This is a genomic window from Listeria kieliensis, from assembly GCF_003369925.1.
Taxonomy (GTDB): Bacteria; Bacillota; Bacilli; order Lactobacillales; family Listeriaceae; genus Listeria; species Listeria kieliensis_A.
In genome coordinates, this window is record NZ_LARY01000001.1 from 21385 (window position 1) to 42816 (window position 21432).

General features: G+C 39.1%; 21 protein-coding genes. 17 read left to right on the forward strand and 4 right to left on the reverse strand.

Annotation, left to right across the window (positions count from 1 at the left end; all coding sequences use genetic code 11):
- Positions 1-6 precede the first annotated feature (6 nt).
- A complete protein-coding gene (gene rsiV / locus UR08_RS00170) occupies positions 7-870 on the reverse strand; it encodes an anti-sigma-V factor RsiV (protein WP_165849917.1) in 864 nt (287 codons plus the stop codon).
- The gene (locus UR08_RS00175; RefSeq protein WP_115751665.1) at positions 863-1366 is read right to left on the reverse strand and encodes an RNA polymerase sigma factor; all 504 of its coding nucleotides are present in this window, start codon (positions 1364-1366) and stop codon (positions 863-865) included. Before UR08_RS00175 ends, rsiV begins: the two co-directional genes overlap by 8 nt.
- A gap of 206 nt (positions 1367-1572) precedes the next feature.
- On the opposite strand from UR08_RS00175, the gene uvrC reads away from it, so the two are divergent.
- A complete protein-coding gene (gene uvrC / locus UR08_RS00180) occupies positions 1573-2670 on the forward strand; it encodes an excinuclease ABC subunit UvrC (RefSeq protein ID WP_115751666.1) in 1098 nt (365 codons plus the stop codon).
- Between the two features lie 166 nt (positions 2671-2836).
- Here the strand turns inward: uvrC and UR08_RS00185 are convergent, their stop codons facing one another.
- Positions 2837-3238: an effector binding domain-containing protein gene (locus UR08_RS00185; RefSeq protein WP_115751667.1), complete on the reverse strand. Its 402-nt coding sequence runs from the start codon at positions 3236-3238 to the stop codon at positions 2837-2839.
- A 90-nt stretch (positions 3239-3328) separates the two neighbouring features.
- Here UR08_RS00185 and UR08_RS00190 point away from each other — a divergent pair, with 90 nt between their 5' ends.
- The 7 genes from UR08_RS00190 to UR08_RS00225 all read left to right on the forward strand — a co-directional run bounded on the left by UR08_RS00190 (position 3329) and on the right by UR08_RS00225 (position 11931).
- Positions 3329-4231 (forward strand): helix-turn-helix transcriptional regulator, encoded by a 903-nt coding sequence (locus tag UR08_RS00190; protein WP_115751668.1) that lies wholly within the window; start codon positions 3329-3331, stop codon positions 4229-4231.
- A gap of 420 nt (positions 4232-4651) precedes the next feature.
- Positions 4652-4789 (forward strand): hypothetical protein, encoded by a 138-nt coding sequence (locus tag UR08_RS12960; RefSeq protein WP_165849918.1) that lies wholly within the window; start codon positions 4652-4654, stop codon positions 4787-4789.
- 705 nt (positions 4790-5494) lie between these two features.
- Positions 5495-8170: a toxin Cry1Ac domain D-VI-related protein gene (locus UR08_RS00205; RefSeq protein WP_115751669.1), complete on the forward strand. Its 2676-nt coding sequence runs from the start codon at positions 5495-5497 to the stop codon at positions 8168-8170.
- A 22-nt stretch (positions 8171-8192) separates the two neighbouring features.
- Positions 8193-9278 (forward strand): WxL domain-containing protein, encoded by a 1086-nt coding sequence (locus tag UR08_RS00210; RefSeq protein WP_165849919.1) that lies wholly within the window; start codon positions 8193-8195, stop codon positions 9276-9278.
- 33 nt (positions 9279-9311) lie between these two features.
- The gene (locus UR08_RS00215; protein WP_420812307.1) at positions 9312-10037 is read left to right on the forward strand and encodes a WxL domain-containing protein; all 726 of its coding nucleotides are present in this window, start codon (positions 9312-9314) and stop codon (positions 10035-10037) included.
- A gap of 35 nt (positions 10038-10072) precedes the next feature.
- Positions 10073-10804, forward strand: a complete 732-nt coding sequence (locus tag UR08_RS00220) for a WxL domain-containing protein (protein WP_115751672.1) — start codon at positions 10073-10075, stop codon at positions 10802-10804.
- An 86-nt stretch (positions 10805-10890) separates the two neighbouring features.
- Positions 10891-11931 carry a WxLIP family cell surface protein gene (locus UR08_RS00225; protein ID WP_115751673.1) on the forward strand — a complete coding sequence of 347 codons (1041 nt, stop codon included), beginning with the start codon at positions 10891-10893 and terminating at the stop codon, positions 11929-11931.
- A gap of 85 nt (positions 11932-12016) precedes the next feature.
- On the opposite strand, the gene UR08_RS00230 is transcribed toward UR08_RS00225, so the two are convergent.
- Positions 12017-12733, reverse strand: coding sequence for a cyclic nucleotide-binding domain-containing protein (locus UR08_RS00230; protein ID WP_115751674.1), 717 nt, complete (start codon positions 12731-12733; stop codon positions 12017-12019).
- A 570-nt stretch (positions 12734-13303) separates the two neighbouring features.
- Between UR08_RS00230 and UR08_RS00235 the strand changes: the two genes are divergently transcribed.
- The 9 genes from UR08_RS00235 to UR08_RS00275 all read left to right on the forward strand — a co-directional run bounded on the left by UR08_RS00235 (position 13304) and on the right by UR08_RS00275 (position 21410).
- Entirely contained in the window at positions 13304-13732 is a 429-nt protein-coding gene (locus UR08_RS00235) for a CopY/TcrY family copper transport repressor (protein ID WP_115751675.1), read from the forward strand.
- A gap of 135 nt (positions 13733-13867) precedes the next feature.
- Positions 13868-15943 carry a heavy metal translocating P-type ATPase gene (locus tag UR08_RS00240; protein WP_115751676.1) on the forward strand — a complete coding sequence of 692 codons (2076 nt, stop codon included), beginning with the start codon at positions 13868-13870 and terminating at the stop codon, positions 15941-15943.
- A 159-nt stretch (positions 15944-16102) separates the two neighbouring features.
- On the forward strand, positions 16103-16513 hold the full coding sequence (gene arr, locus UR08_RS00245) for an NAD(+)--rifampin ADP-ribosyltransferase (protein WP_115751677.1): 411 nt from the start codon (positions 16103-16105) through the stop codon (positions 16511-16513).
- 138 nt (positions 16514-16651) lie between these two features.
- The gene (locus tag UR08_RS00250) at positions 16652-17083 is read left to right on the forward strand and encodes a DMT family transporter (protein WP_420812308.1); all 432 of its coding nucleotides are present in this window, start codon (positions 16652-16654) and stop codon (positions 17081-17083) included.
- Positions 17084-17098: 15 nt separating this feature from the next.
- Positions 17099-17566: a DMT family transporter gene (locus UR08_RS00255; RefSeq protein ID WP_115751679.1), complete on the forward strand. Its 468-nt coding sequence runs from the start codon at positions 17099-17101 to the stop codon at positions 17564-17566.
- An 82-nt stretch (positions 17567-17648) separates the two neighbouring features.
- Positions 17649-18335 (forward strand): DsbA family oxidoreductase, encoded by a 687-nt coding sequence (locus tag UR08_RS00260; RefSeq protein ID WP_115751680.1) that lies wholly within the window; start codon positions 17649-17651, stop codon positions 18333-18335.
- Positions 18336-18446: 111 nt separating this feature from the next.
- A complete protein-coding gene (locus tag UR08_RS00265) occupies positions 18447-18878 on the forward strand; it encodes a universal stress protein (protein ID WP_115751681.1) in 432 nt (143 codons plus the stop codon).
- Positions 18879-19156: 278 nt separating this feature from the next.
- A complete protein-coding gene (gene aspD, locus UR08_RS00270) occupies positions 19157-20758 on the forward strand; it encodes an aspartate 4-decarboxylase (protein ID WP_115751682.1) in 1602 nt (533 codons plus the stop codon).
- A 253-nt stretch (positions 20759-21011) separates the two neighbouring features.
- Complete coding sequence (locus UR08_RS00275; RefSeq protein WP_115751683.1) at positions 21012-21410, forward strand: peptidase; 399 nt, start codon at positions 21012-21014, stop codon at positions 21408-21410.
- The last annotated feature ends 22 nt before the right edge of the window (positions 21411-21432 follow it).

Sequence of the window (21432 nt, forward strand, 5' to 3'; positions counted from 1 at the left end):
CCTCCCTTATTTGAGATAGGTTGGTTTTTTTAAGTCGTTTTGAATGAGTGATGTCGGGATCACAAACGAAACGGTTCCCATGTAACCAGGTGCCACTTCATAATCGTTGAAAGAAAAGACGAGCTCGTTTTTGGCGTTGATGTAGAATCTTTTGGCTAGGTGTTTTTTGCTCAGTGCGGCTTTTAGTTCGCTTTCGTCCCAGTAAATTTTATTTGGGTCGGCTTCAGTTTGTTTTTTCATTTGTTCCTGAATATTTGCTTGGATGAGTTTGGCGTAGCGGTCATTTTTGAAAAGATCCGCAAGCTCGACGCGTTGCATTTTTTGCTTGTCCATCACGAGATATGTGTGCTCGGTGTAGCTACTCGCGCGGGTTTCTTGAACGGTAAACTGAAGGACGAGTAGCTTCTTGGTGTTCGTTATTTCTTGATAATCGCTAGAAACGTAGAAATGCTCACCGTGATTTTGACTGGAACGCTGGTATTCTTTGTAAAGGGCTTCGCCCGTTTTATCATAAGCATCGTTCAGTTTCTTCTCGAGTTCGGGGTTTTGAATGCCGCTTAATTTGGGCGTTTTGATATTGGCTTCGGTTGTTTTGGTTTTTTCTTGATAGTTTTTGCCAGTGATGACGGTGATGATGTTTTTTAAAATTGGAACGTCGCTCATCGCGCGGGCAAGTGATTCGTTTGTTGTCACAACGACAAGGAAAATTGCTAATAAAACGGGAATGGTCGCAGCAATACTCCATCTAATGGGATGGCGTTTCTTTTTGGGTTTTGTTGCGCTCAAGTTTTGAATCATTTGATCAAGCTCTTTATCTGGGATAGGAACTTGTTGATAAGCTTGTTTGAGTTGTTTCAAGTCTTTATTCATGAGTATTTTCATCCTCCTCGTCTAAATCAAGACGCAATAGCTGGAGTGCTTTATAAAGTCGCGTTTTGGTCGTACTGAGATTTTTATTAATAATATAAGAAATTTCTTGGATCGAAAGGTCTTCAAAATAACGTAAAATGATGACGGTTTTGTATTTCACGGGCAGCCGTTCGAGTGCATGTTTCAAATCGAGATTTTCATAGTGATCACTTGCGCCAGGCTGCAGGCTAGCCAAAACTTCGTGATCCATTAATGTGATTTTTTTATTTTTTCTCAAGAAATCAAGCGCAGTTCGCACAACGATTTTGTAAAACCAGCTTTTCATGTTTTCTTTTTTTTGAATGGTTGGGAGTTTTAACAAGGCTTTTTGGATAGATTCTTGAATGATATCAAGCGCGTCCGCTTGTGATTTGGTGTAGCTATAGGCCATACGATAAAAATCATCTTTATATTCGGTTACACACTCCAAAAAGCGCTCCTGTAAATTTTTATTCATACCGGTAGAAGCCTCCTAAAAATATCTCCACTTATTAGACGTAGCAGAAAAGGAAAAAGTTTGTTTTTCTAAAAACTTTTTTATTGATATGTTTATTTGTTGCACATAAAATCCCAAGTTAAACCTGATGAAAATTGGAACTTTACAAGCGAAACGGAAAGGGCTAAAATGAAAACACGAACGATTGTTCTTGGAGGAGTTGCCTTATGAGTAAGGTTTTGTTAAAGCAGAAGTTGAGCATACTTCCAGAGTCGCCAGGGTGCTACATCTACAAAGATGCAGCGGGCGAGATTTTATATATTGGAAAATCCAAAAATTTAAAAAAACGAGTGAAATCTTATTTTACGAAGACGCAAACTGGAAAAACAGCGCGTCTAGTTCATTATATCGAGGATTTAGAGTTGATTCTGACGGATTCAGAAAAAGAAGCGCTCTTGCTTGAGATGTCGCTCATCATGAAGTATCAACCTCCTTATAATATCCTTTTAAAAGACGAAGTGCACTACTCTTATATCAAAATTACGAACGAAGAAAACCCGCGACTTGAGGTGACGCGCGAAATCAAAAAAGATGGTGCGGCGTATTTTGGCCCGTACGTTAGTAAATATTCGGCGGAAAAAACGAAGGAGTTGCTTCAAAAAATTTATCCGCTTTGTCACTGTAGTGGTAAAAAAGGGCGCCCTTGTTTCTACTATCATTTGGGGATGTGTATTGGTCCGTGTGCGAGGGAAGTTTCGCCGGAAGAATATCAAGCACAAATTGAACGGATTAAGCGGTTTTTCCATGCGGGGCATCTTGCCATTCGGCGCGAGCTTGAAGAGCGGCGTGATTTAGCGACTAGTGAATGGCAATTTGAGCGAGCGCAGGAAGTCCAAGAATGGATTGCGGCGCTTGACCAGGTGATGGAAAAACAAAAAGTTGTGATTAAAGATCGAGACGACCGAGATGTCATTGATTTTGTCTATGACGACGGTTCACTTTCGATTCAAATCTTTTTTGTGCGAAATGGTGCCATCGTTGGTCGCTTTGCTCAAATTTTGGAGCAAGTGGAAGAAATAAATGATGGGACGGTTGAAGCATATATTCAGTCGTTTTATGAGCATCCCAATCATTTGCTGCCGAAAGAGTTGCTCGTTGGCGCGAGAGTTGATGCGAGAAAGTTGGCAGATGAATTAGGTGTGAAAGTGAAAACGCCGAAACGTGGCGAGAAACGAGCAGTACTTCAATTGGTTGAGGAAAATGCTCGCAGTGCACTCCTAGCTCATTTTAAAATGCTTGATTACGGGCTTGAAGTGGGGAAGTAGGAGAGCGGATTAGTTGAAAGGGAATTGTAATGGCTTGTGATGCGCTACAATCTGCAAGTGAAGAGCCATTTGGTGAAGCAAGAAAGACAGCGAATTCATGAACTAGAAGAATTCGCTGTCTTTTTATTATGCCGTATTTTTAATGATAATCAATGGCTGGAGAAGGTTATTGTACGGCTATTAAGATGGAAACGTCACCATTTGGCTTATACTTTTCAAAATCAAAATCATAGACTCGATTGATTAGCTGGGCTTCTTCATCAGACCATATTTGTTTCCAAGTATTGATGATGCCTAAATTATCAGAACCATCCACCGCATATTCTTTCCAGTGGTATTTGGATGTGTCAAATGCAGCATCGGTGTCTGTTTCCTTACAAATAGAAACAGAATAATCTCCTTTATAGTTACTTTCATAATGATGATAAACTGCGGCCACTGTTTTCCCTTGCCCAAAAGTTTGCTTTACAAACGACTCATTTTCTTTCCACAAAGTGATTAATTTTGCTTGAATATCGGGATCGTTAAAATTATTTGTTCTAGTTGTGTTAGAAATTAAAAATTTCATTTTAAAACCTCCTTCTAAGATACTTTAATGGTACTATATAAATGGTGACATCATCTGTCATTATTTATAAAAAATTTAAGGAGAAAAAATTTGAATAATGGTCGTCTATTTGGAATCATTTATCACTTGCTGAATACTAAACGAACTACTTCTAGTGAGCTAGCTGAGTTATTTGAAGTCTCAAAAAGAACTATCTATAGGGACCTTAATGCGCTTAGTTCGCTTGGAATTCCTGTTTATACTGAATCTGGTAGAAATGGTGGAGTCTATTTATTGGATCAATTTGTATTAAATAATATATTGCTTTCAAAAAAAGAACAGGAAAATCTGTTATTAGCCTTGAAAGGAATCGAGAGTATTACACCGAAAATAAGCCAAGAAGCGTACTCAAAATTGCAATCCTTGTTTAAGCTTCCTTTCGATAACTGGCTTGAAGTCGACTTTTCACCATGGTACCGAGAAGGAAAGGATACGCCGTTTGAACTTCTTAAGTCGGGAATTTTAGATAAGAAACAAATTGAGTTTGAGTATATCGGCTCTACGAATCAATGTGAGAAGAGAATTTGTAACCCGTTAAAATTAGTGTTTAAATCGCAAACGTGGTATTTGCAAGCATTTTGTACAAATAGAGAAGATTTTAGGATTTTTAAGATTAATCGGATGAAATCTATCAGAATCCGTGATGAATCTTTTGAGCCAATTCCTATTCCTAAAATAGCTGCCCCTAAGATGGATAGTAAGCATATCTCTTTATCGCTTGCTTTTTCTAAGGAGATTTTATATCGAGTCTTTGATGAATTTGATCATGCAGATATAACTGTTCAACCGGATGGAACCGCTATTGTATCGATTGCTATGCCCGACCAGAACTGGCTAGTCCATTACTTATTGTCCTACGGGAAGCATATGAGAATATTAAGTCCCGATTATCTTAAACTACGATTAAAACATGAAATGGATGAGATACTTTCCAACTATTCGATTCGCGATTAATTTGGGGTACTATCCGATATAAAGATCTATAAAAGCAAAAGATTGGGCGGATAATTCAGTTGAAAAGTTTTCTTTTCTTAAATGTGAGATACAATAAAGCCTTTATCGCTTAACATGCCTTTTGAAGTGGTGTTAAAGATAGGTTTGTATAAGTTATTCCTTGTGGGAAGTAGTACATGTGCCAAAATGTTAATATTAGTCTTCCCTAACTTGGGAATTAAAGCGGCCCAGTTATGCAGGTTCTGCCAGGTAAGTAAGTGGCTACTTTTTATCAAGAATGCAAAAACAACTAAAATGGGAAGTCCCATTTTAGTTGTTTTTAATCGAGTGAGAGTTACATCTTAGACTCTTTAATTTGTTTAGGTGCTTACTTTTTGAATTCTTGAAATTTGAAGTTTTGTCCAAATGAGTGTTTAGTTGTTGTATACGATCAGAATTTATAAATTAAAGGCTGCCATTTATCAACATCAATATGGACGTCGTCATGTGAAATTTGCTCATTTACAAGAATATTTTGGATCTCCGATTCAACCACTACAAAGTTATCTCTATCGGTGATTTGAGTTACTTTCATTTCAAGTTGTATAGGGCATTCTTTAATTCGCACTGTCTGTACAGTTTGTCCTGATAGTTTTGTGAAGTTTCCTTTTTGAAATTTATCTTGGCAAAATGATTTTGTGCGGCTTGAAAATTATCAAACTGAATTGACTGAAGCGGGAATTCATTATTTTGAAGAGATGGGGTTAGATGTTGAAGCCGTCAAAAAGCAAAGTGGGATATTTGTAAAACCATGCTTAGATTGGACCGAAAGGACTTTTCGTTTAGGGGGCTAATTTAGGGAAGGCTTTTTTTAAGTTTTGTGCAAATAATTCCTATATTATTTTGGATAACAAAAGTCGAGCCGTTAGGTTAAGTCATAAAGGCAAACATTTTTTTAATTCATTTGTTGAATAAAAAACTAGATTTATTTCTTGAAGAACTATAACAATGATTTAACAAACTGTTTGTTGCCACCTTTTACTATAAATCAGAGCTAAATTCAGTTGAGGAATTAATTTTTTAATTTCTCTTTTTTTTGCTAAAAATCTTCAAACAGTGTTTAAGCTCTTTTTAAGAGAGTACAAGTAATAAATTTTGTCAAAATTGACGTTTTCATTTTTTTGACATATTTACAGCTGTTTTTTATTCTTTAAGAAATTTTATGTGGATAAAAAATAAAAGATAATGTAGGTATACTGATTTGCAAGGGGGGTGAATTAAAGAATGAGAAAAAGGAAGTTATTCCAAAGAAAATTTGTTGTTTTAGGCTTGATCAGTGTATTAATTATTGGCCTTACATTTCCTTTTCCGAATTTTAAGCATAAAATTCAAGTTGATGCAGCAAAAAAATCTCTTGATGGGACGGCCGCTTCCGCACTAAAGAAAATAAATAATGATAAAGTTTCTGAAAAAGCTCCAGCAGAAGAAAATAATCAAACTCAGATTTCAAGAGACGGAGGGAATGTGGCTAAACCAGCACTTGATTGGATCGATAACGTAACTACAATGCAGCAAAATAATCTATTAGGTGGTAATGCCAATCAGTGGAATTACTTTTATGAAGAAGAAGACGACATAGGAGTATTGAAACCTTTGGGGCATATATCGACTTCTGGGGGTACCGAACCAAGTGTCGTAAACAATTTAGCTGGTAAAAGGATTGGCTATTTGCGGGTTGTAACTAAAAAGATTTCTTCACCTACTTATGGAGAGAGATATCTAGAGCAACTGGGTTTTCATTCGGCACCTGAGCGAGGGGTGAAGCCTGTTCGCTTTGTCGCAACACAGACGATTAATACTAATCTAGGGCAAACGTATCAAGTGTCTCGAGATATGGGAGCATATTCAACAGCTATTCCAGCAGATTTGATTACACATGTTGATGTTTTGGATGACAAAAATAATTCTCTAGTTACCCCTGATTTTAGAAGTGACTATGATGGTGTTGAACAGCTCACATTTTTCGGAACAGGTCGACCTGTTACTTTTCAGATAGAGTTTTATGAAGATATGGGTAGTATAGGTCATCCTGAGGGATCTGGGAGACAAGTTAACTTTCCCATGCTAGTAAACTTAGATCAGGGAGTAATTGAGACAAACGATATTTCAGATGATTTGTTTACGGATAGTAGCTATTCAGAACTAAAGCTTCATGTTGTTGAAGAAGATATTACTGCTGCAGATAAATGGTTAAAATTAATTTTAGATCCAGAAGCAAAAGATTCATTAACGAATAGAATGAACTGGGCAAAAGAATTGCTTGCTGCTGCGGATCCAGATTTCACAATTGAGCAGCTAGTTGATAAGGTATCTGATGAGCACAGTACAACTATTATCGGGAAGACTAAGTCGCCCTACACTCAGTTAGTTTTTCAAAAAAATGAAAAGCAGATAGAGAATCCTGCGGCTACTATGCCTAGTGATAATCCGAGAGATCCGACGACTGATGTTTATCATATTCGATCAGATAGTGAGGGGAACTTCAAACTAAAACTTGGAAATGGTCAAAGGTTTAATGCTGGGGATGTCTTGACAACACAGAGCTTAATTCATGGTAAAAGACATACGAGTATGATGACGGTAGCGGACACAACACCACCTGAGAAACCGGTTTTAGAAGATAACTTAACAAGTAGCAGCACACAATTTGAAGTTAGTTCGATTAAGGAACATCCATTGAAAATCGGAATTTATAATTCTAAGGGAGAAAAAGTTGCAGAACACCAAACTTCTTCTGATGATCAAAGTACACGGCTCAAAATAGGTATTCCAAGCGAAAAGTTACCTCTGAATGCAGGGGAACAATATTATGCAGTTGCTGTTGATTTATCAGGGAATTTAAGTGAAACTTCAAATGTTGTAACCGTGAAAGATGGAACAGCACCCAAAGCGAATGCAATCGTTCAAATTCTTGCTAATCCAGAGTCACTTCCGTCTGACCCGCGTTCCGTCCTAAAAAACGTTTCTGATAACGTCACAAGTAATGCTAATTTGCGATTTGAGTACACTGAGCGACCAAGCGAATTTAATATGCCTAAAGGAACCATGTATCCTGCGAAAGTAAAAATTACAGATGAAGCTGGAAATGCAGCAGAAATCCTTATCCCTATTTTTGATAAGAAAGATGAACCTAATCTTAGTTATGGTGATGAGTATGCCATCTACGCAGAAAATGCTACTTTATTCCCAAAAGATATGCCAGTCGATGTGGATAGTCTACTGCTTTTCTATGATACAATTGCTAGAAAAACATCTCTTAGAGCATGGAATTTAATAGATGGCACAAGTGCAAACAAACTAGGAAAAATACCAAGCAGTGATACGGATCGACTATTGATAAATATGGATCAGATGTGGAACGAACCAGGCACTTACCCAATGTTATATGAAGTCACGGGCGCGGATCATTTGGATCTTAAAACGAGAAAGGCGTTTCAGTTGACTGTAGAAACGGGGACTTTAGATTTTACGAGTGTAACTGCAAATTTGTCTTATACGGGTATAATCAAATCTTATCGGCAAACCTTGCCAGCACAGGAAAATGCAAGTTTTAGTATTCATGATGGACGCGAAATGATGAATTCGGAGTGGAAGTTGAAAGCAAGAATGTCGACACCCATCAGAGACTCACAAGGGAGAGGTTTTTCTGGCAGTTTAATTTACCGAGAGTATTCTGAAGGAAATGAAAGTAAACCAAATGATCGCCCCCTTACTACAGAGGATGATGTTTTGATTAAGAAACAATCTTCAACTTCATCAAGAGATCAAGCTGTTGAAGTAAAAAATCTGGATTCAGCGGGTCGAAATGTTGGAATAATGCTGGAAGTCATTCCAGGAGATATTCGAGTAGATGAAGAATACCGTGGGGAAATTATCTGGACATTGGAAGATACCCCATAAGAAAGGGAGGAGAGGACATATCATGCTGAAAAAACATAGTTTGTTGATGGCACTTGCCTTTCTTTCTTGTTGGGGGGTGCTGTTTTCTTCCAGTTCTATTGTCAGTGCGAATGAAATTACATCAACATATACCTCTGATGTTGGCTTAACATTTAGTGAAGGGATGCCTCCACCACGAGACACGGGGAAGCTTTCTTCACATGATCAAAAAGAAGAGACTAAGCAGCCCTCTCTGAGTGGCTCTTCTAAAAAAACAATTGGATCAGGAGAAGTCATTTCTCGTCTTCCATGGAAGTCTCTACCAATGACCGGAGACACGTCTTCTTTTCCTTGGATTGGATGGGGACTCTTAATAGGAGGAAGTATGTTCTTCCTAGGTAGAAGACAGTGGAAAGCTAAAGGATTTCTTTTCCTGTGTGGGCTGTTGATGGTTGGATTTAGCTGGCCAAGTTGTTCGGTGGAAGCGGCTTCGACTTCATCAAAGGCGGACCTCTTTTACTTACCACCTGACCAAGTAGTGACGGGACCTAAGCATCCTTATCATCCGAATCAGAATGTTGATTTTGGGGACGCTAATCGACCTACCAATCGAAAAGGTCCACTGAGTCTTGACTTTGTACCCAATATTCAATTTCATGCACAAAAGGGAAGTTGGGAGGAAGAAAGGTATTATGCCCCTCTCATCCAAGTACAACGATCAGATGAGAAAGGCTTGGAACAAGTACCGAATTTTGTTCAAGTAACAGATGATCGTGGTTCACTGAGTGGTTGGACGTTAGTCCTTCGGCAAAATGGTCAGTTTCGAAATGGAGCACATGAACTGGAAGGAACTGAGATAAAATTAAGCAAGCTTCATATGGTATCAGGAGAGTCTAAACGTCCCCCGATTGCTTTTCAAGAAATAACGCTTGATCCAGATGGAAAAGAAAGTAGTCTCGTGATTCAAGCGAAGAAAGGAACTGGTGCCGGCACTTGGCTCGGGTTATTTGGAAAAGACAATCAAGAGGCCCAAACGGCTATTTCTGTTACCGTACCAGGAGAAGTAACAAAGGAACAAGGCAAGTATCAAACATCATTAACATGGGAATTACATGATTCCCCTATTTAAAAACAAAGGAGTCTTTTAATTATGAAAAAAACATTGACATTAACTGCAACTAGTTTGGCAGCGGTAGTTGGACTTTCACTTGTCGCTATTCCAGCATATGCGGAGGAAGCCGTTAAAGACGGAGGAATCACAACTTCCAAAGGGGATATTACATTTGAAAAAAACAAAGGAACAACAAAACCAAAAGATCCAGATACTGGGAAGCCCGTTATTCCAGTAGATCCAGATCCAGTAGTTCCAACAAATGGACCCCTTAGTATTGATTATATTTCCAATGTTCATTTTGGGACACAAAAGATTTCAGGGAGCACGGAAGTCTATTATGCAACGCTTGACCAAGTGAAGGATGCAGAAAGTGGAGCGATTAGTGAGCGTCCCAATATGGTTCAAATTACAGATGACCGCGGAACAAACGCTGGTTGGAAACTAACGGTGAAGCAAGAAGCGCAATTTAAAAATGGAAGTTCTGAACTAGATGGAGCGGTTTTAAAATTTGAAAACCCAACACTTAAATCAAGCAATAAGAGTGCTACAAACACCCCCACTGCTAAAGCAATGACACTATCTCCAGCAGGTGCAGCGAGTGATGTGATGATTGCCAACGCTAACCAAGGGATGGGAACATGGTTTGATCAATTTGGAGCTGATCAAGACAGCGGAAAACAAAGTATTTCCCTTACGGTTCCTGGCGACACTGCCAAAGTCGAAGGTAAATATGAAACGACTTTAACTTGGACATTAACAGATAGCGCGGTTTAAGAGTCAACTATACTAAAAAAGAGGAGTTTAAATTGATGAAGACAAAAACAAAAATGATGACAGCAAGTGCTTTAGGTTTTGCATTACTCGTGAGTGGGACTGCGTATCAAGTGGAAGCGGCTTCCACCACAAGCAATGCGAAAGTAAACTTTAAATCAGATGAATCAGGAACAACAAAACCAAAAGATCCAACAAAACCAGAGGAAGAATTTGTTCCCGAAGAAGATCCAAACCCAACTACAGGTTCTCTTAGAATTGACTTTGCTTCTTCACTTGATTTTGGTGAACAAACCATTTCTGGGGAAGCGAAAGATTATTTTGCGAAATTCACAAAAGGAACGGACTCAGCAGGAGCTGACCGTTTTGTACCTAGCTATGTGCAAGTAACGGATAACTCCGGTAAAAACGCTGGTTGGACACTTGAGGTTTCAGGGAGTGAGTTCAAAAATGGGGATGCAGTTTTAGAAGGGGCAGAGTTGACACTTTCAGGGACAACGCTTGCTTCGACAATGGATGCGAAATTCAAACCAGAGACTGTGGTCACTAACCTTGTCGTTGGTAGCATTCCTCAAACGGTTGTTGAAGCGAAAGCTAACCAAGGAATGGGTACCTGGACAGCAGCCTTTGGAAATACAGCAGGCACGAGTGCAACGGAAGTCAATTCCAATGTAAAATTACATGTTCCGGCAGAAACCAAAAAGTTACCAGGAACTTATACGTCAACGCTAACTTGGACACTTACAGCTGATCCAGTGGCGGGGCAATAAGGGGACGCTTACAGAATAAGAACCATTCATCGAAAGAGAGAGCGCTTGGAGCCTCTCTCTTTTTGACTAATAAAGGAGATTTAGTTATGCAGAATAAACTATGGATTAAACCATTGGTCGGATTAGTCGGCTTTTTTGTCGCTTTCCTTCTCGTTTTTAGTGTTTTTCAAATGAAAGTAGAAGCAGCGACTAATATGCCTTTTTCTGTTTCGGCTGTTTTACCCGATAACCAAGTAGATAAGTCGAAAACGTATTTTGATTTACAGATGCGTCCTGGAGAGAACCAAATCATCGAAGTCGAACTCGTTAATGCTTCGGATCGAGAGCTTACAGTAGAGACCCATGCGAATACAGCTATAACAAATGACAATGGGATCGTTGATTACAGTTATACAGGGAAAAAGATGGATCCAACATTAAAGGTTCCGTTTTCGAAGGTAGCGAAAGTGACAACGGATACGACGATTCCCAAAAAGGGCACTCGACGCGTGAAAATAGCCCTTTCTATGCCAGAACAACCCTTTTCGGGCGTGATTTTAGGGGGCCTACATTTTAAGGAAAAAGAGCCACCTCGTTCAAAGACTAAAGAGGAAAAGGGCGTTCAAATTGAAAATAAATATGCTTTTGTCATCGGTGTGGTGTTACGAGAGTCTGAAGAAAAGGTAAAACCTACTTTTAAGCTTGGAAAAATTCAACCTTCACAAATCAACTTTCGTAATGTGCTCAAGGCTGAAGTGAGCAATCCCGTTCCAGTCATCATTTCAGATATGGAAATTCAAGCCCATGTCACGAAGAGAGCGAAGAAAAAAGTTTTGTTTGAGACGAATCGAGAACATATGCGAATGGCGCCAAATTCTCATTTTGATTATGGGATCAGTTGGGAAAATCAAGCCTTTCAGTCAGGGAAATACACACTGCATATGACACTTAAAGCGAAAGGAAAGACATGGAAATGGACAAAAGATTTTGAGATCGACCGAAAAGAAGCAAAAAAATATAATGATCGTGCCGTGGAATTAGAGAAGGATTACACAATGTATTACATTATAGGAGGCGCCGTTCTTGTTTTAGTTCTGCTAATTCTAGTTTATTGGTTAGGAAGACGAAGTCACAAGAAAGCAAATTAAATAAAAAGCATCTAAAACGAAGAAGGGTTTTGTTTACAAAACCCTTCTTCGTTTATTTATAAGTTTCTTTTTTTAACCGCATCAATTAAATAATAGAGTGTGAAAAAGGCATGAGCGATTCTTTTTTTAAATACTGAATCAATTGTGTCATATTAATAAGTTTGCACTTTGCCCCCCATTGGATGATGATGCCAAGATCGGAAAGCTCTTTAATAGCTTCATTTGTACGTGCTTTACCAGAATGTGATATTTGTGCAATGAAGGTTTGAGTCGCAAAAGAGGGTAGGCCAACAATGTTTGTATCTTCTTCTATCTGATATCCGACTTTTTTTATTGTTCTAAAAAGCGCCCAAGAAACTTTTGCCTGAGTCCCTCTATTCGATAAAACACTGGCAAAAGAAATGTTTACTAGTTGAACAATGATTCTTTCAAATAAGTCATGATATTTTCTTGGGTCAATGTAGAGGTGAGATAATAAAAATTCTTTATCAATTTCATATACTTCTGCTGGACCAAATGCTACAACTTGATACTGAATAAAGTTGGAAACATTCCAAGAGCCACGTGCTTGTTGCTCGATGAGTGCTTCTACATTAATGATGTCACCTTCAATAAGAATCTCTGTATAAGCTTTTTCATCTTGACTAGTAGAAACTTGAACCAGCAGTGTTCCTTGCTTAACGAGTAAAATTTTACTTCCATCTGAGTCTTTACTGTTATAGCATATCTGCTCGTTTTCATAACGATTTAATTTCCAAAAAATAGAACGCCATTGTCTGAATTCTTCAGTTTTATGAATCATAATCATCAACCTTTCGAGAGAGATAGTACGATTATTTTTTATTAGCTTATTCAATATGATGTTCGAAAAATGAGCGTTTTTCGCACACGATTATTTCAAATAAAATAAAAACATGAAATTCGCCTACCGCAAGGGCTAAACAAACTTTCATGCTTATTTAAGCAAAGGTATATTTGATGTTCGAAAAACGCTCATTAAAAAAACACACGCTTCATTCTGTAAGGTATCACGGGACTTGTTTTTTTATGAACTAAAGACTTGCTAAATGATACTATACGTAAATTTTAGCTTAGCTGCTTTATATCAAATGTTCTTAAAGAAAGAATTGTTGAGTTTTTGTGTCTTATTTGTGAATTTTCATTTTAAGCTAAGAGAGAATGGGGAGAATACAAGACTATAGACTAGGTTATGAAAGTCGGAAAACGGGAAAGGCTTTATATATGGATAAATCAAATTTCCTCACAAGGAAATTTGATTTATAAAAGATTAAGTTATAACACTTGACGAAACTCGACTACAGTTGTAGACTATAGATATGATTTACAAATGTAAACGGAAGGGGTGGGCTTGATGTCGATGGCAGCTATGCCAATTAAGATTAGTGATTCAGAGTGGGAAATTATGCGAGTAATCTGGACACAAGAAACGTCTACAGCACAAGAAATAATAGATATACTGGGAGAAAGCATGAACTGGAAACCAGCCACAATCAAAACACTCTTAGGACGGTTAGTGAAAAAAGGTGCAGTACGAACGGAACCATCTGGTAAAAAATACATCTATCATCCTATTATTAGTGAAGGAGAGACGGTCAAAAGTGCAACAGAAAACTTAGTTTCCCACATATGTACAAAACGAATCGGAGGAGCAATCATAGATTTAATTGTAGAAGCGGATTTAATGGATACTGATGTTGAACGGATCAAAGAACAATTGGTGAATAAGAAGACTGTCAAAAATATTGAGTGCAATTGTATTCCCGAGCAGCAAAGGAAATGAAATCACTTTTCTGTAGGAAAATAAAACTTAGCTGGGAAGAAAGGGAGTTAGTAAGGGTCACAAGTTGATAAGGCTATCTCAGCGGTTGATGAATTATGTAGTTTGAGTTAGCAAAAATAGTAGGAGGAGTTTGTGATGAAACACGAAAAACAAAAGGAAGAAACAATGAAAATGAATCACGCAGGTCACGATCACAGCCAGATGGATCATTCAGCTGGTGGTCACAATCACCATGATATGGATAGTGGAGGAATGGATCATTCGATGCACATGGGGAATTTTAAACAAAAATTTTGGATTTCCCTTATTTTAGCGATTCCGATCATCGTTTTCTCGCCAATGATGGGAATGCAGCTACCTTTCCAATTTACTTTCCCTGGTTCGGATTGGGTCGTACTCATTTTAGCGACGATTCTTTTCATTTACGGTGGGCAACCATTCCTGAGCGGAGCTAAAATGGAGCTGAAAATGAAGAGTCCAGCGATGATGACTTTGATTGCAATGGGGATCTCGGTTGCTTATGTCTATAGTTTGTATTCGTTTATTGCGAATAAAGTCAATCCGAATGACCATGTGATGGATTTCTTCTGGGAACTTGCAACGCTGATTGTAATCATGCTTTTAGGGCACTGGGTAGAAATGAATGCTATTTCTAATGCGGGCAATGCGCTTAAGAAGTTAGCGGAATTGTTGCCAGATGAAGTTAACAAAATCGAAGCAGATGGTTCTACGAAAAAAGTGAAATTGCAGGATGTTCATCACGGGGATATTTTACTTGTTCGTGCAGGGGATAAGATGCCAACAGATGGTGTGATCACGAATGGCTCAACGATTGTGGACGAGTCCGCTGTAACGGGAGAGTCGAAGGGCGTTCAGAAAAACGTCGGTGAAACGGTGATTGGGGGTTCTGTTAATGGCGATGGAACCATTCAATTGAAAGTAACCGGAACTGGTGAAGATGGCTATTTGGCCAAAGTGATGACGATGGTCAAACAAGCACAACAAGAAAAATCAAAATTAGAGTCGATTTCGGACAAAGTTGCTAAGTGGCTCTTTTATGTGGCTTTAGTTGCAGGGATTTTAGCTTTCATTATTTGGTTGATTGCAGCTGACTTACCACAAGCGTTAGACCGAATGGTGACGGTTTTTGTTATCGCTTGTCCACATGCATTAGGGCTAGCCATTCCTTTAGTCATCGCTCGTTCAACTTCGATTGCTGCTAAAAATGGCTTGTTACTAAAAAGTCGTCAAGCTTTGGAACAAGGAAATCAATTGGATTATGTTTTCCTTGATAAAACGGGAACGCTAACAGAAGGTAAATTTACTGTAACGGGTGTTGAAACCTTGGCTGAAATGGACAAAGCAGAAGCACTAAAATATATTGGCGCGTTGGAATCGCAAACAAACCATCCTTTAGCAGTCGGCGTCATGAATTACTTGAAAGCTGAAAAAATCGAAGCTTATCAGGCGCAAGATGTTGCTACATTGAAGGGTATTGGCGTGAAAGGGCTAGTAGAAGGTCGCGAGGTCATTTTAGCTAACCAAAAAGAAATCGAACGGCGCAAGCTAAACTTTGAACGAGAAAAATTAAAAGAATATCAAGCACAAGGGAATACGATTTCGTTTCTACTCGTTGACGATGAGTTAGTCGCTTTCTTCGCGATGGGAGATACTTTGAAGGATCAAGCTCAAAACTTTATTACGAGTTTGCGAGAAGCTGGAATTGAACCCGTGATGTTAACAGGAGATAATAAAGATGCTGCGGAAGCAGTCGCTCATTATCTGGATATTAAAGAGTTTTACAGCGAATTACTGCCAGATGATAAGGAGAAAATCATAAAACGTTACACAGATGAGGGCAAGAAAGTGATGATGGTTGGAGACGGAATTAATGATGCTCCGGCTCTTGCGAGAGCCTCGATCGGTATGGCAATTGGCGCAGGAACAGATATTGCGATTGACTCTGCCGATGTTGTCTTAACGAATAGTAACTTGCAAGATATTTTGAAATTTGTTCGTCTAGCTAAAAGAACGCATAGCAAAATGATTCAAAACCTTTGGTGGGGAGCTGGCTACAACATTCTAGCAATTCCGCTAGCTGTCGGTATCTTAGCCCCAATCGGAATCCTTTTGAGTCCAGCTGTTGGTGCGATTTTGATGTCACTAAGTACGATCATCGTAGCAATCAATGCTATGACTTTAGACGCCTGAGAAATCAGGCGTTTTTTTCTTTTATTGGATTTTAGCGCGCAATTTTTGTTGTGAATAAAAACGTGAAATTTAAAAGATAGGCGATTATAATAAAAAGACAGAGAAAAAAAGACAAACGAGAGTGGTTTCATAAGTAAGAGAATTGGAAGGAGCACATAAATGGCAGATCGAATACAAGAAAAGGGGCCGTTTTATCATGGAACTAAAGCTGAACTTCAAATCGGCGATTATTTAAGTCCAGGTTTTCATTCCAATTACCGCCCCAATGTTGTCATGAATCATATTTACTTCACCGCTTTAAAAGATGGAGCTGGTCTTGCAGCGGCTTTAGCACGCGGAGAAGGAGCGGAACACGTATATCAAGTTGAGCCAACGGGCGCTTTTGAAGATGATCCTAATGTGACGGATAAAAAGTTCCCTGGGAACCCAACGAGATCTTACCGCAGTATGTATCCGTTAAGGATTGTTGCAGAAATTAATGATTATAGACGGCTTACAAACGAAGAGCGAGAAAATTGGAAAAAGAACTTAGAAGTGGTGGCAAAACGTGATGAGGATATCATCAATTAAGGTGTTCTAGGCTAAAAGCTTGGAACACTTCTGTGTGTTAGAAAGGAAAATTAAGTTGCCAAGACGGCTCTCACCCGATAAAATGAAAAGGTATGCAAAGCAGAAAGAAGGGACACGAAGTTGATTATTTTCTATGTTATGGCTGGGGTTCTTGCAGGAATGATGCTCCCCGTACAAACCTCTGTAAACAACCGTTTAAAAGGTTACACGCAGTCGCCGTTTATTGCTTCTTTTATTTCATTTGCAGTTGGAAGTACGGTGCTTTTGATACTTACACTGCTAACTTTTCACAATTTTGGGATCATTCCTGAAGCGATTGCTGCTAATCCGTGGTGGATTTGGTTTGGCGGCGGCGCACTCGGTATTATCTTTTTAACCAATAATATTTTACTTTTGCCACGACTCGGATCGGCGCTTACAGTGATGGTGACGGTTTGCGGGCAAATGGTGATGGCGATTTTGATCGACCAATTTGGCTGGTTTAACTTGCCGGTGCACGAATTAAATCTAGAACGGCTGCTCGGAATGGCGCTGATGTTTTTTGGCGTTTTCTTGATGCAACGCTTTTAAGGGAGGCAGACCGATATGGAAAGACAAGCGCCAAAAACGATGCTTCTTTTTATGCTGATGGGGTTTATTGCCGGAATGCTTTCGCCGATACAAACCTCGATTAACGGGAAACTGCGGATGGCCGTTGGTTCACCGTTTCTCGCTTCTTTTATCTCATTTTTAGTGGGAACGATTTTGTTATTCCTCATTTGTTTGATTATCGAAAAACGAGTCACTTTCAAAGTGCGTGGCGTCGGCAAAATTCCGTTTTGGGTATTCACGGGTGGCATCATGGGTGTTATTTTTGTGACATCCAATATCTTACTTTTGCCGATTTTAGGATCCGCAATGACCGTCGTTTTAGCTATTTGTGGACAAATGGTGATCGCGCTAATTATTGACCATTTTGGCTTTTTCGGTGTAATCAAGCATCCAATCAACCGCTATCGCATTATCGGCGTACTAGCTATGATTGCGGGCATTCTTTTGATTCAAAACTTCTAAGCAGAAAAATTGTTTCTTTTCGTATTTTAAGTTATAAATGATTATATACTTACTTTAAATAAGTTGTAACGGAGGAGAAATGATGAAAATTGAAGTTTGGTCGGATTTTGTATGTCCGTTTTGTTATATTGGCAAGAAAAATTTAGAAAAAGCCATTCAAAAAACAGGGCGCGAAGATATTGATATCATTTTTCGTAGCTTTGAACTAGATCCAGATGCCCCGATTCAAACCGACGAGTCCATTCATGAAGCAATTGCGGCTAAATACGGAAAATCACTTGATGAAGCAAAACAAATGAATGCGCAAATTGGTGAAATGGCAGAGGTGGCGGGGTTACATTATGATTTTGATCGAATGAAACCTGCGAATACGTTTCTTGCCCATCGCATTGCTCAATATGCACGAACGGTCGGGAAAGAATTGGAATTTGTTGAGCTTGGCATGGATGCTTACTTCACGAAAGGGGCCTTTTTAAATGACGAGGAAACCTTGGTGGAGCTTGCCGGTAAAGCAGGACTTGACGAAACAAAAGTACGGGAAATCATCCATTCGAAGGAGTATCTTGCACAAGTCCGCGTCGATGAAACTGAGGCGGTCGAGTATGGTGTAACGGGCGTCCCCTTTTTCTTGATTGATGAAAAATATGCAGTTTCTGGTGCGCAACCTGTTGAAAGCTTTGTGACAGTGCTTGAGCGCGCAGGCGGAACGAAAGCGGAAATTAAAGAAACGCAAGGGCCGGGTTGTGAAGGCGGAAGCTGTTCGATTTAAAGATTTAGCTGACTTTTTAATGAAGTCAGCTTTTTTTGTAACGTTTTAAGTGAGCCGATTTTAGGTATAGAATAATGAAACGTTAAAAATGAATGAGTGGGGGAGATTAATATGGCTAGTTATAAACGAATTTTAGTGGCGATAGACGGATCAGAGCAAGCGGAACAAGCGTTTACGGATGCCGTGAAACTTGCAAAAGATACGGGAGCTTCTCTTGCGATGGCGGCAGTGATTGATACGCGTTCTTTTCCGAGCTTTACGGTAGAGGGAACAACCTGGGAAGAGGAACTTCGTGAGGAAATGGAAACGGTGCTTCGAGGCTTTCAAGAAAAAGCGGAAGCGGAAGGAATTCAATCTGTAGGTACTTTTCTTGAAAGAGGAAATCCAAAGAAAATGCTCGCAGAAGAAATTCCGGAGTTGTTTGGCGCGGACTTGCTCGTTTGTGGAGCTACGGGGTTAAATCGTGTGGAAAAAATGATGATGGGAAGCGTTTCTTCTTATTTAGTACAACATGCGAAATGTAGCGTCTTGATTGCACGCTAAGTTAGATTGGCGAGTCTTTATGGCTCGCTTTTTCATGTGAACAGATTTCACAAAGTTTTTTTGTGAAAATTGATTGGTTTCGGTGTACATCACATTCGATGTCAGTTATAATGTTTTTAGAGAAAGCGCTTACTTTTTAGTCTGTTCAACATATCTTTGTGAAGAGGAAGTGATGGCGACTGGAAAAAGATTGTGAGTTTTTTTGAAGAGAAAAGATTAGGTTCACAATTTTACTTTGGTGACTAAAGCGTTAGTCCGAAAGGAAAGAGGAGCGATCAATGTTTTCTGTAAAAGAAGCGGAAAATCTTAGCCCGTTTGAACTAGGGTTATTTCTAGAAAAAAGTGCAAAAAAAGCCGTGAAAAATAGCGTGCCACTCAATGCGGGCAGGGGGAACCCGAATTGGACAGCGGCCGCGCCGCGCGAAGCGTTTTTCTTACTTGGCTTATTTGCAGTTTCGGAGATGGAGCGAGTTCGGCAAGGTGAACTTTCTGGAATGCCTGCTCGTATGGAGATGCTTGGTCGATTTGAAGTATTTCTAGCGGCACAAAAAGAAACGCCGGGAAAGAATTTGCTTGTCGGGATTTGGGGAAAAGGAGAGCGCATTCTCGGAGCGGATAAGCATGACTGGTTGTTTGAATTTGTTGATGCAATTACGGGAGATAATTATCCAAATCCAGATCGGGTCTTAAATTATGTTGAAAAAGCCATTAAAGCGTATTTAGAAAAAGAAATCTTTAAAGGGCTTAAGCGTCCATTCGATATTTTTGCCGTCGAAGGGGGAACGGCAGGAATTTGTTACTTATTTGATTCACTGGTGAGCAACTTTTTACTGCAACCAGGGGATAAAATTGCACTGATGATTCCAACTTTTACACCGTATTTAGAAATTCCACAACTATCGCGTTACCGATTTGATGTGGTTCAAATTCGTTCGACGCCCGAACTAATTGATGGGAGATTAACGTATCAATTCAATTCGCGGGAAATTGAAAAATTACGAGATTCCTCAATTAAAGCAGTTTTTATGGTGAATCCAAGTAATCCAAGTTCTTCTGCGCTTAAAGAAGAAACGATTCTTCAGTTGAAAGATATCGTTCAAATGGATAATCCGGATTTGATGATTTTGACAGACGATGTTTACGGGACGTTTGTACCTAAATTTCAATCTGTTTTTAGCGTCTTACCATTTAATACGGCTTGTATTTATTCATTTTCTAAATACTTTGGTGCGACAGGTTGGCGCCTTGGGACAATTGCTTTAGCGGAAAAAAACGTTTTTGACGCTAAATTAAAACGGTTATCACAAGAATTTACACGGGAGCTCGAAATAAGGTATGAAGTGATTACAAAAGAAACGGAAAAGTTCAAGTTTATCGATCGTCTTGTTGCAGACAGCAGAGAAGTCGCGCTGAATCATGCGGCAGGACTTTCCACACCGCAACAAGTACAAATGGCTTTATTTTCGCTGTTTTCCTTGTTAGATGAGGAAGAGTCATACAAGAAGAAAGCACAGTCCATTTGCCGCTATAGACAAAAGTTGCTGTATGAAGAACTCGATCTTGTAATGCCATTTGACCATTATGATTCCGCGTATTATTGTGAATTTGATTTACTTGATTGGATGAAAACACATTTTGGTGAACAATTTGGATTAGATTTTCAAAAAGAAACGAGCATTACTAATTTCTTAATGCGCCTTGCGCTAGAACACGGTTTGGTGTTATTAAAAGGGAGCGGTTTTGGGGGCAGCGAATGGTCAGTTCGAATTTCGCTAGCTAATCTAGAAACCAAGGATTACAAGGAAATTGGGCGGCGCATTAAAAAAATGGTTTCTGATGAATTTTTGAAATGGCAATTTGAACGGGGACAAGTGAAATGAGAGAAAAAAACGGTTTCCATTTTGGGAAGCCGTTTTTTTTATAGAAAAGTCAATTTTTTGAAGCTTTTTTTGGCAAGGCATGCTAAACTTAAAATAGACAAAATGAAAATGGGAGCCTGCCAAGCTAACTTTTGCAGATTTGGAAGCCACATCAAATGAAAAGAGAATTTTGGCAGCATAAAAAGAAATTTGTCATAAATGTTTGCGAAAAATAAGTTGCATCTATAGTTTTTACGTTGAAGGGGGAAATAAATTGGGTATACTTTTTTTTAGCTTCGGACTTCTATTTGTTAGTTTAATGTCACTTGCGGCGCGTGCTGTTCTTGCGATTTGGATTTATAAAGATGCAGAACGTCGGGGAATGAATCCCATTTTATGGTGTCTGTTAGTTATTTTTACAAGCGCGATTATTGTGCTGCTTGTTTATCTATTTGCGAAGAAGCCATCGCTTGAACCTAAAAAAGGGCTTGGGCTTCTCATCACGGGTTGTATTTTGACAGGACTGAGCTTTATACTTAGCATTTTTATGCTTCTTGGATTGTTCGGTTCATTCCTTTATGAAATCCAACATGATCCAGATATTTATGATAAAAACTATGAGCTTTATGATGAAGATGGATTTGATAGCGACGACAGCGGATATGAATTTTAAACGATTGCCCCTGCCTTAAAAA

Bases quoted from the DNA above. Each gene is read 5' to 3' on its own strand.
- rsiV (WP_165849917.1), bottom strand. From the start codon at position 870: ATGAATAAAGACTTGAAACAACTCAAACAAGCTTATCAACAAGTTCCT.
- UR08_RS00175 (WP_115751665.1), bottom strand. From the start codon at position 1,366: ATGAATAAAAATTTACAGGAGCGCTTTTTGGAGTGTGTAACCGAATAT.
- uvrC (WP_115751666.1), top strand. From the start codon at position 1,573: ATGAGTAAGGTTTTGTTAAAGCAGAAGTTGAGCATACTTCCAGAGTCG.
- UR08_RS00185 (WP_115751667.1), bottom strand. From the start codon at position 3,238: ATGAAATTTTTAATTTCTAACACAACTAGAACAAATAATTTTAACGAT.
- UR08_RS00205 (WP_115751669.1), top strand. From the start codon at position 5,495: ATGAGAAAAAGGAAGTTATTCCAAAGAAAATTTGTTGTTTTAGGCTTG.
- UR08_RS00210 (WP_165849919.1), top strand. From the start codon at position 8,193: ATGCTGAAAAAACATAGTTTGTTGATGGCACTTGCCTTTCTTTCTTGT.
- UR08_RS00220 (WP_115751672.1), top strand. From the start codon at position 10,073: ATGAAGACAAAAACAAAAATGATGACAGCAAGTGCTTTAGGTTTTGCA.
- UR08_RS00225 (WP_115751673.1), top strand. From the start codon at position 10,891: ATGCAGAATAAACTATGGATTAAACCATTGGTCGGATTAGTCGGCTTT.
- UR08_RS00230 (WP_115751674.1), bottom strand. From the start codon at position 12,733: ATGATTCATAAAACTGAAGAATTCAGACAATGGCGTTCTATTTTTTGG.
- UR08_RS00235 (WP_115751675.1), top strand. From the start codon at position 13,304: ATGTCGATGGCAGCTATGCCAATTAAGATTAGTGATTCAGAGTGGGAA.
- UR08_RS00240 (WP_115751676.1), top strand. From the start codon at position 13,868: ATGAAACACGAAAAACAAAAGGAAGAAACAATGAAAATGAATCACGCA.
- arr (WP_115751677.1), top strand. From the start codon at position 16,103: ATGGCAGATCGAATACAAGAAAAGGGGCCGTTTTATCATGGAACTAAA.
- UR08_RS00250 (WP_420812308.1), top strand. From the start codon at position 16,652: ATGGCTGGGGTTCTTGCAGGAATGATGCTCCCCGTACAAACCTCTGTA.
- UR08_RS00255 (WP_115751679.1), top strand. From the start codon at position 17,099: ATGGAAAGACAAGCGCCAAAAACGATGCTTCTTTTTATGCTGATGGGG.
- UR08_RS00260 (WP_115751680.1), top strand. From the start codon at position 17,649: ATGAAAATTGAAGTTTGGTCGGATTTTGTATGTCCGTTTTGTTATATT.
- UR08_RS00265 (WP_115751681.1), top strand. From the start codon at position 18,447: ATGGCTAGTTATAAACGAATTTTAGTGGCGATAGACGGATCAGAGCAA.
- aspD (WP_115751682.1), top strand. From the start codon at position 19,157: ATGTTTTCTGTAAAAGAAGCGGAAAATCTTAGCCCGTTTGAACTAGGG.